This is a genomic window from Burkholderia sp. MSh2 (assembly GCF_000731655.1).
GTDB lineage: Bacteria > Pseudomonadota > Gammaproteobacteria > Burkholderiales > Burkholderiaceae > Burkholderia > Burkholderia paludis.
On the sequence record NZ_JPGM01000112.1, the window covers coordinates 1 to 15002 of the forward strand.

At 60.6% G+C, this 15002-nt stretch carries 13 protein-coding genes and 3 pseudogenes; 5 read left to right on the plus strand and 11 right to left on the minus strand.

From position 1 onward, the window contains the following. Both GQ57_RS42735 and GQ57_RS37070 read right to left on the minus strand, forming a co-directional pair. Positions 1–121: pseudogene (locus GQ57_RS42735) on the minus strand (IS3-like element ISBcen22 family transposase); the annotation flags it as partial. Positions 122–322: 201 nt separating this feature from the next. Further along, positions 323–961, minus strand: a complete 639-nt coding sequence (locus GQ57_RS37070) for a cysteine hydrolase family protein (RefSeq protein ID WP_034200505.1) — start codon at positions 959–961, stop codon at positions 323–325. A gap of 132 nt (positions 962–1093) precedes the next feature. On the opposite strand from GQ57_RS37070, the gene GQ57_RS37075 reads away from it, so the two are divergent. After that, positions 1094–2092 carry a helix-turn-helix domain-containing protein gene (locus GQ57_RS37075; protein ID WP_052001621.1) on the plus strand — a complete coding sequence of 333 codons (999 nt, stop codon included), beginning with the start codon at positions 1094–1096 and terminating at the stop codon, positions 2090–2092. 80 nt (positions 2093–2172) lie between these two features. Here the strand turns inward: GQ57_RS37075 and GQ57_RS37080 are convergent. The 4 genes and pseudogenes from GQ57_RS37080 to GQ57_RS41005 form a co-directional block, all read right to left on the minus strand. Continuing rightward, positions 2173–2781 (minus strand): annotated as a pseudogene (locus GQ57_RS37080) (IS6 family transposase); the annotation flags it as partial. A 246-nt stretch (positions 2782–3027) separates the two neighbouring features. After that, complete coding sequence (locus GQ57_RS41000) at positions 3028–3543, minus strand: TniQ family protein (RefSeq protein WP_081896875.1); 516 nt, start codon at positions 3541–3543, stop codon at positions 3028–3030. Then, positions 3533–4402 (minus strand): TniB family NTP-binding protein, encoded by an 870-nt coding sequence (locus GQ57_RS37085; RefSeq protein WP_034200506.1) that lies wholly within the window; start codon positions 4400–4402, stop codon positions 3533–3535. The genes GQ57_RS41000 and GQ57_RS37085 overlap by 11 nt, the downstream gene beginning before the upstream one ends. 8 nt (positions 4403–4410) lie before the next feature. After that, on the minus strand, positions 4411–6039 hold the full coding sequence (locus GQ57_RS41005) for a Mu transposase C-terminal domain-containing protein (RefSeq protein WP_081896876.1): 1629 nt from the start codon (positions 6037–6039) through the stop codon (positions 4411–4413). A 195-nt stretch (positions 6040–6234) separates the two neighbouring features. Here GQ57_RS41005 and GQ57_RS37095 point away from each other — a divergent pair, with 195 nt between their 5' ends. The 3 genes from GQ57_RS37095 to GQ57_RS37105 are packed head-to-tail and all read left to right on the plus strand — an operon-like array spanning position 6235 to position 8734. Beyond that, positions 6235–6513, plus strand: a complete 279-nt coding sequence (locus tag GQ57_RS37095; RefSeq protein WP_152603463.1) for a hypothetical protein — start codon at positions 6235–6237, stop codon at positions 6511–6513. 22 nt (positions 6514–6535) lie between these two features. Then, positions 6536–6895: a hypothetical protein gene (locus tag GQ57_RS37100; protein ID WP_034200509.1), complete on the plus strand. Its 360-nt coding sequence runs from the start codon at positions 6536–6538 to the stop codon at positions 6893–6895. A gap of 3 nt (positions 6896–6898) precedes the next feature. Beyond that, positions 6899–8734, plus strand: a complete 1836-nt coding sequence (locus GQ57_RS37105) for a phage integrase family protein (protein ID WP_034200510.1) — start codon at positions 6899–6901, stop codon at positions 8732–8734. Positions 8735–8791: 57 nt separating this feature from the next. On the opposite strand, the gene GQ57_RS42740 is transcribed toward GQ57_RS37105, so the two are convergent. From GQ57_RS42740 to GQ57_RS37125, 4 genes are all read right to left on the minus strand, one after another. Continuing rightward, positions 8792–9649, minus strand: coding sequence for a hypothetical protein (locus GQ57_RS42740; RefSeq protein ID WP_152603464.1), 858 nt, complete (start codon positions 9647–9649; stop codon positions 8792–8794). Between the two features lie 229 nt (positions 9650–9878). After that, on the minus strand, positions 9879–11009 hold the full coding sequence (locus GQ57_RS38430; protein ID WP_052001622.1) for a hypothetical protein: 1131 nt from the start codon (positions 11007–11009) through the stop codon (positions 9879–9881). 346 nt (positions 11010–11355) lie between these two features. Beyond that, positions 11356–11886 (minus strand): hypothetical protein, encoded by a 531-nt coding sequence (locus GQ57_RS42745; RefSeq protein WP_152603466.1) that lies wholly within the window; start codon positions 11884–11886, stop codon positions 11356–11358. A 547-nt stretch (positions 11887–12433) separates the two neighbouring features. Further along, positions 12434–12793, minus strand: a complete 360-nt coding sequence (locus GQ57_RS37125; RefSeq protein ID WP_034200513.1) for a hypothetical protein — start codon at positions 12791–12793, stop codon at positions 12434–12436. Between the two features lie 182 nt (positions 12794–12975). Here GQ57_RS37125 and GQ57_RS37130 point away from each other — a divergent pair, with 182 nt between their 5' ends. Further along, positions 12976–14769 carry a hypothetical protein gene (locus tag GQ57_RS37130; RefSeq protein WP_034200514.1) on the plus strand — a complete coding sequence of 598 codons (1794 nt, stop codon included), beginning with the start codon at positions 12976–12978 and terminating at the stop codon, positions 14767–14769. Between the two features lie 118 nt (positions 14770–14887). On the opposite strand, the pseudogene GQ57_RS41010 reads toward GQ57_RS37130, so the two are convergent. Beyond that, positions 14888–15002: pseudogene (locus tag GQ57_RS41010) on the minus strand (IS3-like element ISBcen23 family transposase); the annotation flags it as partial.

Genomic DNA, 15002 nt, shown 5'->3' on the forward strand with positions numbered 1-15002 from the left:
CGTTTGGCCTGACCGGCACGATCTTCGCCACGCGCGTCACCACCATCTTTCGTCGCTTCGGCAATTTCGAGCGCAACTGCAGCTGCTCTTCGCAATACAACCGGTATATGAAATTTACCGAAGTCATCAAACTTCAAACACGGTTTACCAGCAAAACTTGAACGGTACGGAAGTCGTGGGGACGACATATTGGTGTTCATGTGCCGCTCGGCAACTGAACGCAGCACTGGGCCCACTCGCTCGTCAACGGATTGTTAAATCGCCTAGTCGACAGTAGTTGACATTGCGCGTGTTTCTCCCGACCAGGCTCCACACCGAATGCTTACCGTCCCGTCACCTTCCCGAAGAACACCTCGCTCGTCATGACGTGCGCGGTCGACGCTCCAAGGATCACGAGCGTGGCGTCGTGAATCTGCTCTGCCGTCATCGCGCCATAGCCCGTGTCCGGATAATCGAACGTGCCAGTCAGATCCGAGAGGAATGCGACGTGATAGTTGCGGAACATGGCATCGCGCGCGGTCGCGTGGCAGCAGCACTCTGTCGTGGTGCCGGTGATCGCCACCGTTGTAATGCCCCATTCCCTGAGCATCAGATCGAGGTCCGTAGCAAAGAACGCGCTGTAACGGTGCTTCTTGATGACGTGTTCGCCGGCCGCCGGGGCGAGCGGTGGGTAGATGTCGGCGCCAGGCGTGCCGTCCACAAGCGCGGTCTGTTGCTCGATGGGCGGGTACAGATCGCCGTAGTGCCCAATGTCCGAACGGTCGCTGCGATGCACGTGCGCCGTGTAGATCACCCGGATGCCGAGGTTTCGGCAGCGGGCAAGCGATTCGGCGAGCCTGGGCGCAAAATCGTGCGCCTGTCTCGCCAGCATCGGTGCACCGGCTGCGACGAAATCCGCTTGCATATCAACCACGATGACCACGGTTTTTTCCGGCTCGATCTGCTTAATCTGGTATGACATGATATAGCCTCGTTGTTTTCGTCAAGATCACATTCTTGGTTGCTATTCGGCAGAAGTCTTGCCCTGGATCGCCAACGTATGTGCTGAAAGCGCCCGGCCATCGGCTCGCGAGCGCAACGAAGGAGCGTACCCATGTCTCAGTCCGCATTCCCACTCACCTCGGTCGATGAGGGTGACAGCTTTGAGCAATGGCATCAGGTCACCTGCCGCAACTACTCTGTTACGCAATGTGACGCACAGCGCAACCAGGGTTTTCGTGCAAGCATCATCGGTCGCGATCTAGGAGACATCGCTATCTGCCAGATCGCATCGACCGTCTCAGGCGATTCACCCCTATGCGTGACTCGCACTGCGTGCGACATCCGGCAGGACCGGCGCGACGACTTTCTCCTGTGGGTCGCGCAGGAGGGAGAGGTGATGTTCGAGCAGCATGACCGCTCGGTCCGGCTACGACACGGGGACATCATGCTGCATGACCAGGCATACCCGTTCTCGCTGACGTTCTCGAACACGTCAGCCTCGACGATAGTCAGGATTCCGCGCGACACGCTGACTCCGTGGCTGCCCGGGGCGGAGAACCTGGTCGCGATGCGGCTACCGGGCGAGTCAGCGCTCGCACGGATTTCGTCACTTGTCGTTTCGGAGCTGTACCGGGAAACCTCGGAAACGGAACTCTCGGTCATGACGGTCCGCCGTCTGTGCGCGGGAGCTATGCAGATATGGTCGGCGGCATTCAACGAAGCATTTCAGCCGTGCCTCGTGCAATCTCAGGACGCCCGACTGCAACGGGCGCAGCGCTACATGTCCGAGCGACTGCACGAGACGGACATGACGTCCGCGAGCGTGGCCGCCGGTATCGGCGTGTCGACGCGCACGTTGCTGCGCCTCTTCGCCTCACTGGGCACGACACCGATGCGCTGGCTATGGTCGCAACGGCTCGCCGCTAGTCACGACGTGCTGACCTGCGGCAAGGCACGCAGCGTGACGGAAGTAGCGCTGACATTTGGATTTCGCGATCTGTCGCATTTCTGCCGGTCGTTCAAGGCAACATTTGGTATTTCTGCGCGCGTGGCAATGCTGGGGGGCAACGGTTCAGACGCACCGGACGCCACGAAAACGGAGGTAGGTTGAAGAAATTCGGGCTCAGGGGGGATTGTCAGGTTGTTCGGTGGCCGGACAAGCAAGGACAACTGAGGCGGGTGCTGATCAGCTTACGCCGGCATCCGGGCGCATGCAGCCCTTTTCCAGGCCGCGAAGACCTGAGCACGCGCCTCGCGTTTGCATTGCGCGCTCCGATTGTAGCGGCACCCCATGAACAGGTTCGAAACTTGTCCATGGACCGAGCAAAATCGTTGCAACTGGCGCGCCGATTTGAACCGCCGCATCACCTTCTCGCGTACCCGCGTTGGTTGATGCGGGTTTTCCGCCCGGTTGTTCAATCCCTTGTGCTGCCGATGCTCGACGCTCAGCCCCAGTTCGTTGTTCGCCGCCGCGTAGCTGCGCAGTTTGTCCGTCACCATCACGCGCGGGCAGCCGTGGCGCCTGAGTAACTTGCACATCAACCGTTTGGCCGCTGCCGTGTCGCGACGACGCTGCACCAGCACATCGAGCACCGCGCCGTGCTGATCGACGGCCTGCCACAGTCAGTACTTGCGGCCATTGATCGTCACGACCACTTCGTCCAAATGCCACTTGTCACCGCGCCCCGGTGCCGTCGAGCGAATCCGTTTCGCGATCGTCAGACCGAATGTCGTTGCCCAGCAGCGCACCGTTTCGTACGTGAGCTCAATACCCCGCGCAGCGAGCAACTCCTCAACCATGGGGTCCCCTTGATTTTCGTGCAATCTACAGGGGTAGGAGAGCCTAACCACGACAAGGCTTTCCGGTCAGCCCCTTAAATAAAGTGCAGATGAATCAAAGGGTTGATGATTGGCCTTGGCGCCTGCGGCGCAGCGTCATTGACCGAAGTTCCGCCTTGCTCGTAAAGCGCCAGTCGCCGTCGTCGCTGCGCAGTCGTATCCAGATGTTGAAGTCCGTTAATTCTGCTACTGGGTGCACTAATTGCGCTAATATCGCCTGTACCACAGTGCCTCAGAGCGCCGCCGTCGATATTTGCTGATGTTCGAGAGCAAACGATCCATGTTCTTTGCCTGGCGTGGCATCGATGCAGGAATGTGCTCCAGATCGTCTCCGTGTTCTTCGCATACCTTGATATTGGGGTCCAGCCAACGCTGCTTCCAGCGTGGGGCGGTGACATCGGCAGGATTCACCACCAGGCATCTGAAGCAGTACGGTAATTGCGCGCGATCGGTCATCCAGTCGGATGGGGTCTGGATTCGCACGAGATGGCCGATCTCCACGCGCGCAAGGGTTGCGAAGATTTTGAGTGTGTCCTCCGGCAATGGGGCAAACAAGATCCAACCCGCATTCGTCAGTGCCGGGAAGCGTCCAGGTTGACTGGTTTCCCATAACTGGGAAATACTGAGTGCGTAGCGGCTGGCGATGCGGCCCAGCCAACTGCCGAATGCTTCTTCGCCAAAGGGCCGAGGCGCAACGGGCCACGGGCGCAGGTCAGTGAGCAACAGGTGCCACCTGTTCGAGGTGGTGCAGCCCGATCGACTCGGTTCCGTCGCGAATCGCCAGTTCGGCCGCGGCGTTCAGGATACGAGATACCTCGCCGGTGAGTCCATCGCTGGCGGCCAGCATGTACTGGACGATGTCCCGTTGAGCGAGATCAGAGGGTCGACGCAACGGCAAGATGCGAGCAAACGCGGACAGAAGTCGGCGAAACGTCTCGCTTTCACGCCAGCGAGGCATCTCGAACGGGGTAAATCGGCTGACCATCTGCGTATCGCTTTGAAGGGCAATCACCGCGTCATCGGTGCCAACCAGGACAATGCTCGCGCGTAGATCATTGGCGAGGAATTTCAGTAAGTTCAGCGCTGCGCGCTGCTCCCGGTAAGTGCCAGCGAGGAGATGATGCACCTCGTCGACGACCAGCATACTCGGGGCCATGCGTCGCAGTAGATCCCGTGCGAGCCGCTCGAGTACGGCCAGGCTTGCTGCTGCGTGGTGTGGCGCGCCGATCTCAAATAGCAAGGCTGAATAGAAACGATGCTGGTCTGGCGTCGGTGGCATCTGCATAGAGATGATCGGGCGCATTTCAATACCCCGTCCTTCGTCGAACTCGTCGGGATGGGCGCGTCGGAATTTGGCAACGATCTGCGTTTTACCGACGTTCGAATCGCCGTGCAGCAGAAGGCACGGCATCCGCTCACGTCGTGGCGTCGCGAGTAATCTTTCAAGTTGTTCCAACGCCTGAGTCGCCCGTGGGTAATCGATCCAGCGGTCACGCAGCAAGGAGTGAATGCGCAATTCATCGTCGAGTTGCGCCTGTGGCCGGATCGCCGGCAGCAGGTGGCCGAGCTGCGTGCTTTTCATGTCTCACCTCACCATTGTTCAGCATCATAGGCTGGCGCTGGCTTGCTGTAATCGACTGCTTCAGCCGACTGGTCAACTGAGGGTGGTTCAGGAACCACTGTACCTGGATGAGCTATCTTGCCTGATCGTCGGCGATCCGGATCGGGGCCTTGGCGCTTTGCACGGCATGTACTACGCTGGGCCTGTGCGACGAGCCGGCGTTGTTCCTCGAGTGCACGGAACACCATCGCTTCCGAAATTAATGCGTGCCCTTGGGCGCGTAAATGCAGCACAGCGGAGCGCTGTTCCCACAGCGAGATCGGGGGATGACGCAAGTCCGCAAATCGGACCTCGATAAAGTCTTTGCCGGACAAGCTCACGAAGATGCGAGACAGGTCTTCTGGGTGGTAACGGACCATCACGGTGCACCGCTCTAACCGCCACGCAGCGAAGATCGGATGCCAGTAACGGAGGTGGAAGAGGGTCAGGCCATTGGCCTGAATGGTCCGACGGGCGACGGGGAGGAATTGCAACAAGAATTGCCATTCCGCTTCCGGTGTAGCGGGCAGCCGCGACGTCACGGTGGCGCCCTTCAATGCGTCCCATGTACTGGAAGGCGTGGCGCCATGCAGACCGCGATGTGCGCTGTGGTGATAGCGCTGTCCGATTTCCAATGCGAGCCAGCGCTCGAATTCTTGCAACGTTAAGGCAGCCTGTTTTTCCGGCGGACGCGTTTTACGACCCTTTGGAGACGAGCCGGTCGTGCCTGGAAGCCCATGAACCCGTTCCATCAACGTGCGATTCAATCGCTCGATGTGGCCACCGAAATGAGGGCGCCCGACGGGACGGTACATGAGTTCAATGCCGTATTCCGAACAGCCACTCCGGAGCGCTCGACTTTTGAACTCAGCGGCATTGTCGAGATGTAATATCTTGGGCACACCGCGCATGGGCCACTCGAGCTGCACACCGAGTTTGTCGAGCCATGCCGCTTTGGAAAGCGCCATGCGGGTGAGCAATAGGGCGACAGTTGCCGCGCCAGGGCGATCCATGCCCACATAGAAGCCCATGACACATCGGGTGGCAACGTCGACGGCGAGGGACAGCCAGGGTCGGCCGATCGGCCGACGGGAGATCGCATCGACCACCAGAATATCCGCCTGGGTATGATCAACTTGAACCACGTCGAGCGGATGATGGACGACAAAGTTGCCCGGTGCCGATGTGGATTTGCCAGCCTGCTCGAGATTTTCGATTGCACGATGGGCCGTCCATCGCCGGTCTACCGAGTTGCGGCTTGGAGGCGTCACGCCTGCGGCGGCGCATCGGCGCCGGATCTCGAGCACCAGATCGGAGAGTGGATGTGCCAGCAGAGGCTGTTTGGGAAGCCAGGTTGTCAGCACTTCCTCGATGATTGTCTCAGCCCGGGCCCCCAAGCGGCGGCCGCCTGTCTTCGGACCTCGCCCACGGGGTTTGACAGCACTGGCGACAGGATTGGCCAGAAAGCGTTGGCGAAGCCTGTAGATCGTGGTCCAGTGCACGTCAAGCAGTTCGGCAGCCTTTAATGCCTGAGCCTTGGTGAGCGGCCCATTTCCGAGAGGTCGCAGTATGCGGGCGACCGTGATTTCCCGAGCTTCGCTTCCGTCCGCCTTGCGCATGATGATGTCGATTGCCGATGTCGTTCAATCTACGTTAGTACAATTGACGGACAAGAAATTGCTATTAGCTGAATTAGTAGGAAAGTCTTACGCGAAGTGTTGTGAAATGGCAACGTGCCGCAATGGCGGAAATTCGACAATTCTGCTGAAAAATCAATGGCATAGGATGGACTTCCATTAGCAGGGTGATTGGACATGGTTAGAAAAATTAGCGGACCTCAACAGCTGCCGATGCCAACGTACAAACCGGTGCTCATCGAGCGCGCGATCGGTAGCACCACAGTGCGCTACGCCGGCTTTTCGATCATCTGCGCGAGTACCGGCTGCGCTGTCTTCGATCCGGTTCGCCAGGTCGCGCACTTCGTGCCTCGCGACGGGCTCGTGCGGTTCGACACGGCCACAATCGACCAGGTTTGCCACCCGGCGACGCACCCCGGCGCGGCGGAACCCGCGGTGCCGGCGTCTCGCAATTAAGTCCATTCACGAAAGGTCAGGCATGGCTGCAAAACGCTCGCAGAAAATTCCCCCACCGCAACGCGTCGACGGCATCGTCTTCCACATCGCGCTGGCTGAAGATCGCTGGATCGAAACGATCGGCGTGCCGTTCGAGCATCGCGGCCACACCTGGGCCGTGCATCGCAGCACGCTGTCGGACCCGCATGCGCCGGCGCTGTTCTCGGTCTCCGACGTGGAAACGGGGCGTAGCGTCGGCCGAATCATGGAGGGTTCAATCGATGCCGCGCGCACCGTCGCGATCGAGATCATCGACCGGGCTACCCCTGAGCAATGGGGGGCTTTTTTCCCGCCCGAGCGATCAGCGAAGCCACGCGCACGTACGCGTGCCGCGGCGGCCTGATCGATGGCGAACCAGCCGCAGCAGCTGACGCTGCCCCCGTTGCGCACCTACAGCCGGACCGAATTCACGGCGCTGCGCGCGCGCGTGAAAGGCTTGCCGATCGCGACGATTGCACGGCTCTACTTCGACGCTGACACGACCGACCCGCTCGACGTCGAGCGCCTGCTGCGCACGATGCGCGACGACCTGGTGGCGCATGCGCTCCGGGAAGGCTCGGCGGTGCTGGTGTCGCACCTGCAGGCGTCGATCGCGAAGTATGGCAAACCCCGCCTGACGCCGGTGTCCCTGCAGATGATCGAGCAGGCCGCCGGCGCGTGGGCCGCCGCGACGCCGGCCGCCGACCATCCGGTGAGCCGCTGGTGGCGGCCGCTCGTCGCCGATCGGCTGGCCGGCGAGGGAATCGCCACGCTCGGCGAGCTGGTCGACTTCTGCAATCAGCGAGGCGGCAGCTGGTGGCGCTCGGTACCGCGCATTGGTGCCGGCCGCGCGCGCGTGCTGGTCGCGTGGCTGCGACGCCATGCTGACACGATCGGTCGACCGGTCGATGTCGACGTCGATACCGCCGAGCCGCTGATGTTGCCGGGGCAGGCCGTCGAACCCGCGCGCGGGCAGCTGGTGCCGCTCGAGCGGATCGCGGTGCCTCACCGGTTGTCCGGTGCCGCCGGCACGAATCGGACGGCGATGTTTCCGTACATCCAGGCGCCGCACGATCTCGCGGCCGTGCGCGCCTATCTGAGCCGCTACGCTGGCCAGGACGCGACGCAGCGCGCGTATCGGCGCGAGCTCGAACGGCTGCTGCTGTGGGCGATCGTCGAGCGCAGGATCGCGCTGTCGTCGATGCAGGTCGAGGACTGCGAGGCGTACAAGGCATTTCTTGCCTCGCCGTCGGCCGCGTTCAGCGGACCGCCTGTGTCGCGGGCCTCCGGCCGCTGGCGCCCGTTCGGCCCCGGCGGCTTGTCGCTCGACAGTCAGCTGTACGCGGTGCGCACGATCCGCGCGGCTTTCGAGTGGCTCGTCAAGGTCCGCTACCTTGCCGGCAATCCATGGGCAGCCGTCGTCGATCCGAAGCCCGTCAAGCGGGCGAAACGCCTGCAGGTGGGCCGAGCGCTGCCGTTCGATTTGTGGACGCGCACACGCGTCGCACTGGCTGACGAGAGCGAGGGAGCCGGCCCGCAGGCGCCGCGCTGGCGGGCGGCCCGCGCGCTGCTGCTGATGGGGGACGCGGGCCTGCGTATCGCCGAGGCGAGCGCCGCATCGCGGGATGCGCTGGAGCTTCATCCAGCCGATGCCGAGATTCCGGCCACCTGGGAGCTGCGGGTCATCGGCAAGCGGCGCAAGGAGCGCTTCGTGCCGATCAGCGGCACATGCGTCGACGCGCTGCGCGCGCATTGGCGGGACCGAGGGCTGGACTTCGACGCGCCGGCGGGCGCGGGACCGGCTGACGTCGCCTTGGTCGCGCCGCTGGTCATTCCGCGTACCCCGCGGGCACGCGAGAAATTTGCGCGTGGCGATGAAGCTGGCAGCGACACATCGCCGAAGGCGGCGCCCGGGTATTCGGTGCGCGGCGCCCGGGGCCTCGCGCAGTGGGCGATCGAGCAGTTGCTCGAGAAGATCCCGGATCTAACTGAGTCGGAACGGCGGCGGTTGGCGGAAGTCTCGCCCCATGCGTTCCGTCACACGTTCGGCACGCAATCGGTGGCCACCGACGTGCCACTCGACGTCGTCCAGCAGTTGCTCGGCCACGCGTCGCTGCAAACGACCTCGGTCTATGTGACCGCCGAGGAGAAGCGGCGCCGCGCGGAAATCGCGAAATACCACGCGCGGCTCTTGGACAGGTGATAGTTCGGCGCCCGTCAATCTTCAGTTAGCCCGTGCCAAGACTGGCGCTCTCAATCATCAGGATATCGTCGTCGGGCCATCCGACTTCCCTGCGTCGAGTTTAGAGGCGGCGTCTCGAAGCGCTTGGAGGAACGGCGGCATTGCACAAAATGCAACCGAGTTGCTGTTGTTGCGCGAGCTCTGGACGCCGATTAACTTGTACGAATAGTCACCCCCGTTGAGGACGTTCAACGCGAAGATCGGCCCGCCGCTCATGCCATCGATAGTGGCCGGCTTGTTATCCCCGTCGACTGACCCCCAGTCCAGGTCGGCGAACAGGCATGGAAATTCCTTTTGTTCTATGCCATCCGGGGCCGTTTGCCGCTGAGTCAAATAGATCGACATAATATATTTTTCGTATGTCGCTCCTTTATAAAGTAATTCGGGAATGTAGGGCGTTCCGACGAGAATCCAGTACGGATAATTATGGAAGTCATCGCCCTCCCACAGGTCGGCTGTAATCGCCACGATGCCTTGAGCTTGAAGCGCTCGTACGGTGAGTGGATCGAGCAGAAACGTTGCGTAATCCATCCCCGGTACGTCATCGTGCAGATAAAATACCGAATCGAGGTCGAGGTGTATTGGCAGGGGCGGCGCTTCCTTTTCCGCTACCGCGGAGTCGTCGATATGCCAATGAGATATTATTCCACCGCCGGCGATCGCTTTTTTTAAATCATCAAATACATGGCCTGCCGTGACTGCAAGCCGGTTTCCCTCTAGCTCGACAACAAACGCACTAAAATTATAGACAACTGGTCTGCCGCCATTCGTCTTCCGCGCTTCATCTCCACTGTCATAACACATCAGATTAATCAGGTGGCGATGAAGCTTGTAGGTAAATTTTTCATCGACGGTAGTACGTTCTAATTCGCTCATTTGCATGTCCCTGATCGCTTTTAAGATGCGGTGTCGGCGAAAACCGTGGACCCTTTCCGCCAGTAATGCAGGCGTTGACGGGCCTTGAGCCTGGGCGCTCCGGGCCCTGTGGGGCGACTGAATTCTAGAATGCCGTCGTGTCTCCAAGAAGGCTTCGGCAGCGAAATATCGGCACGCCCTTGAGAATCCTTAAGGCCGTGCCGATGTCAAGCTAGGTCGTTCGCGCGATCTATGCGACGCGCGCCGGGAGCGAATGCACCAGACGCGGCCTTGACGGTGCGCCCGTGTTGACGGTTTCGCTGTCGATGACGGCCGGCGCGTCGAAGTCGGCCATCGCCAGCACGTGGCAACGCAGCTGCGACGCGCGGGCCTGAGAGCAGCGCATGTAGCGACGAATGTCGGCTACCGTCGTTCGGACGTGGCCGGCCGCGATCGCGTTGGCGAGCCGGAGCACGTCGGTGTCGATCGCAGGTTGTGCCGGCAGGCGTTCCACCGTCGCGTCGATCGGGGCGAACGCGTCCTGCGCCGGCGGGACAGGCGGGTGTTCGCCAACCGGGACGTCGGCGACCGGCCGCTCAGTGACGTGACGCTTGGTGGACGCGGCGGGATTATCCGCGCTCTCGTCCCAAACTGCCGGGGCAACGGCGGCCACAGGAGCAGCCATGCGGCGGGGCAGTCCTTGCAACCAGCCAAGGCACGCGACGCACTCGAGCAGCAGCCCGAACAGCAGCGCGATCGCCAGATCCACGCTATCGCGAGAGAGGTTCAGGACGTGGGCGAGCCGAGCCGTCACCGGGTCGAGTCGTGCCATATCCGCCCGCGCGCGGAGCGACTGCCGCTCTGCAGCAGCGAGATCCGCGTCGCGCTCGCGGCGCTTCGCCACCTCTGCCTCCACGGCGAGGGCGGAGAGTTGTGCGGCGAGTGCTTCGCGGCGCGCGCCGAGCGCCGCACAGCGCGTCAGGCAGCGCTCGGCGCGTGCATTGGCCAGCAGCTGCGTCACCCGGGCCTGGTCCCGCGCGATGACATCGCGCGAACGGCCGATGGTGGTCGTCGTGGGGGCGGCAACGTCGGGCGTCCTCACGGTTGCCGCGCGCTGCGCGCCGGCATGCTGTTGCGCGGCCAGAAAAAACGTCGCATGGCCGTATCCGGTGCCGACAAGGCACATGAGCCACAGCAGGCTCGCAGGGATCACGATTCGGCGGGGCTCGCCGCGCGTCAGCGCCGGCAGCAGATGGGCGGCCAGCAGCACCACCAGGGCGACCGCGGCCCATGCGAAGCGTTCGGCGGGCGTGCCGCCGCGCTTGAGCCCCGCGACGATCGAAATCCAGGCGGAGGTACCGGTCGCGCCGAGCGCGAGCATCAACGGAAGTAGACGGGAAAGAATGGAGCGGGGTGACGTGCGACGTCCGTAGACCAAAGCAAAGTTGTCACCGTTTGCGAAGTAAAAATGTCACTTCGCCGATCGGCATCGACTGGGAAACGGAAAACTTTCGCAAATTCATTGACTTGAGTGTCGCGCAATAAAGTCGTCACCGTCCCGGCGTTGCGAAGACAGATGTCAACTCACCCGGGACGCACTCGCACCGCCGGCAGGCGCGGTTACGCGTTCCGCGGAACCCGAGTTTGAGTGGTCAATCGTGCCGGCGTGATAAGAAGGCTTGGTACATCGTCGCCATTTGGCCGAGCGCGATCCTCGTCGTATGCCTCTAGCGGCAAGCTTTGTGGCCCCAAATCTTCACGCATGTTGGCACTTTGCCATTGTGAACAAGCACGACCGGTAGAGCGAGAGTGGCAGCGCTGACTTTGAGCGCGTCAGGGCCGGCCTGATGAAGCAACGCATCTGCCTGCTTGATCGCGGCTTCAGGAACGCCCGCACGTCTGAGAACGTCCTCGGTAATGTCGATTCCGGGAATGAGTTCAGGGGCGAAAATTAGCAAGTTGTCGGACTGCATGAGTGCTTTTACGTACGACCCACAACTGTATTTTCCCGCGCTAGAGATGACCGGTGCCAGTAGAGGGTCACCCGTCGCTACTCCGACCACACTCGTACCGGCGGAACAAACTTGCCGAAGCGACTCCTCGTCTTTGGGATCTAGTACCAACAAGTTGAATACGACCGTCTTCTCTCCGTCCGATGCTTGCTGAACGTGAGCCGTCGGCACCGCACGTTCGGCATTTCCCTTTGCCACCGCCGCGCGGTTATATCCGATAGCAGCACACTGGTTGATTTTGGACATTACTCCTAGGATTCTGTCAGGAGGAAGGTTCCCCGCTAAGGCATCCGAGAGTTGCTTCGTTGCGTCGTCACAAGTGGCGGGCGCATTAACCGCGGTACCTGCGGGTAAGGCGGTGATGTCGGCGTAAGTGCTCGAAATCGACAGTAACGTTGTAAGTAACGAAAGAACCGCGACTTGCCTGAAGCGTTTCATTTTAACCCCCGAGGATACGATGATTCTCATTCGTGGCGCGACGCTGCTTCGCGTCATCAGGAGCGTTTTAGGATATATACCGAGATACATCAATGACCGATTGCTCCTCACGCGTAGACCAAAGGAAAGTTGCCACCGGAACATGACATTTCTAAAAAGCTACTACACCACTCCCGACGTTAAATATACTTATGTCAAATATTAGTCAGAATGGCTGCCCAGGTCGGCCAGACGGAAATTCGCGATGTCCTGCGCTGTCTTCTGGGCCAATTTCTCACCTTGATCCCTGAAGACTCAGAAAAAACGCCCCTGCCGGGGCGTTTCTGGGGGGCAATATCAGCTCTTGAGGAGCAAATCACTCAGGTTCGCGCATGGACGGCGGCAGCGGCGTGCAATCGTCGAGCGTTTCGGTCGCAGTCACGACGATCTCGCGAGCCTCGTTGAAGGCGCTTGTCGTCACCGACTCCGATTCGAGCAAACCGGCCGCCTTCGCCAGTTGCGCGGGCAGATCCTGCGTACGCACCATCTCTTCGCCATACGGCAGGTCGTCGAGGCCGATGCGGCGATGCTCGTTTGCGTTGCGGAAGTCGTCGTCGATTTGTCCGGCGCAGTCGCGATAGTGCATTACGTTTTCGTGAACGCTGCAGACTACGCTCTGCAGGTGTTCCACCTGCTCGTTGCTCGGGTTCTCGTCGATCTCATCAGGGATAATCATGGCGTAAATCCTAAAATTTCGAATGGCGACCTTCTTTTCGCCATTTCGAGTGGTTCATGACAGACCCGGTCGATGCGATGAAGCCTCACCTAACCGGGAGACCGATGGTAATTTGCGGGAATTTTTCCTGCGACCGGAAAGGACGACAGACCGTGAACGCCCCAACTGACAAGGGATTCGCAATGATCCCGACCTACGCGGATGTCTTTGAGCAGCTGGCTGTCGGCTTCGGCCTGGCCGCGTCGCCGGAACAAAAACTGTCGACGGCACGCTCTTGGACAGGCAAGCAGGCCCGCTATGCAACGCCGACACCGCACCCGGTAATCCGCGGGTTGGCCGACGAACTGGTATTGCTGCTTGCCGGGGGTACGCCAGCTCTGGTTGAAGAACTCCGCGAGTGCTTTCGCTCGTATGAGGGGCTGGTGTCGCATCTGCGGGCCAAACCGCTGTTCACGCAGCAGGATCATTCATACGGTATTAATCGATTTTTGGCGCTCTGGATCTCCCCCCAGATCGCCGTGCTGCTACGGCACACAAAAGAGTTAGGCGGGCTTTCGTCACCGTTGGGCCATATCTTTGACCTGCTGCCGCTGCACGAGGAAACGGATTACGACATCGTGAAACGTGTCAAGCAGGCAGTGAAACGCCAGCTACCTGCGGAAAACGAGACCGCAACAACCGAGTTCCGCCACGCACTGAACCGGCTCGATGCAAGATCAGACAAGAAGCTCGCAACCATCAACCGAGAGATCGAGAAGCTTGGCGAATCGCTGAACGGGCGAATCGATGCCGAAACGCTCCCGAATCTGCTGGCTAACATACAAGCCTCCTACTATGCCGGCATCGCGTTAAAGCGCTTTATCGACGCCCTTTCCGGACTCGAGCATCCGGATCCTTTGCAGTTCCTGCGCTCGATTCGCTCACACTGCGAGATCCTGCAAAAACCCACGAAACAAAGAGGTGACAGTGATCTGGTATGGCTGCATTCCTCGCTTTTCTATGAAATGCGGTCGGACTTTTCTCGCGCGATGGATCCTCGTAATGCAAATTCAACACTTCAGCTCCTCGTTCGCCTTCATTGGCGAGTTCTTAAGTCGATTGAGCCGCGCGATTGCGCACCGCTCGTTGCGCTGTTGCGCCTCAGTGGCGAAACAAGCACCAAGTGCGGCGCGTTTGAGTCCGCAAAAGCAGCTTTCGAGCAACACGAAAACTACACAGCGCTTAGACCGTTTGCCGAAAATGCGGAAGCACACTTCGCCTTGGCACATGGGGACCTAGCACGCGCATTGGCGGGGTTCCTGCGAGCTGTGGAATGTGCGCGCTGGCAGCAGCTAGGCACGCTTGGCACCGGGGCCGCGAGGAGCGCGATTGCGTTGGAAGTCCTCGTCAGCGAGCACTGGAACGCTCGCCGTCTGGATCCTTTGATCACGTACCTGGCGCAAGCCCAAGAGCAGCGGTGGACCTTTTCTGTCGGGCACCCCTCGCCTTTTTGCCCATTCACTGATTCGCCTTCGCTGACGGCCGCCGATGAAATAGTCATGGACGCGATCAAGGTCTTCAACAACGCTGGATACAAGACAGTCGAGGGGGCGCTTCTTTGCCATCCCCTCAAGCGACTGGACGATTTGCTCGCAAGTTTCTTCGCGCACATGGAGCAGGCTCTTGAGGCGAGCATCGCCCAGGATTACGCGATCTCACGCGCCGTCGACCGGGCATTCACCGCCACCGCAAGGACGCGCACTGTCATGCGATTCTTGACAGTCACACCTTACGAAGCGCTACGGGACCTTTACTTCTACATCAATCGTATATACGGCTTGGAGTTGTTCTTTTCGCAGAGTCCCAATTGCTTCCGATACGTTGGCCTGCAGGAGGAGCAGCAGCTCGCCGTCTTGCGCTCACTCGATTCCGTCAGCTACGAGGAAGACATGACCCGCTACGCGAGATCAGGTAAGGAAAGTGATCGGACGGCATGAGTGGCCGTCCTTGCATACGCGGGTTGGCGCATGACATACAGCGTGGGGGGATTCGTCGTCGCTGCCGTGCCGTCTTCAGTGACCATCTAGTTGACCTGAGGCGGAATTTTGTACCCAATCAGGCAGTGAGTCTCGCGTTGATATTATCGGAATCCAGCCAGGCTCGACGGACCGTGGCGGGAGGTTGATAGCGATGTGCGCTATGGGGCCGGCGCTCGTTGTAGAACTGCCGC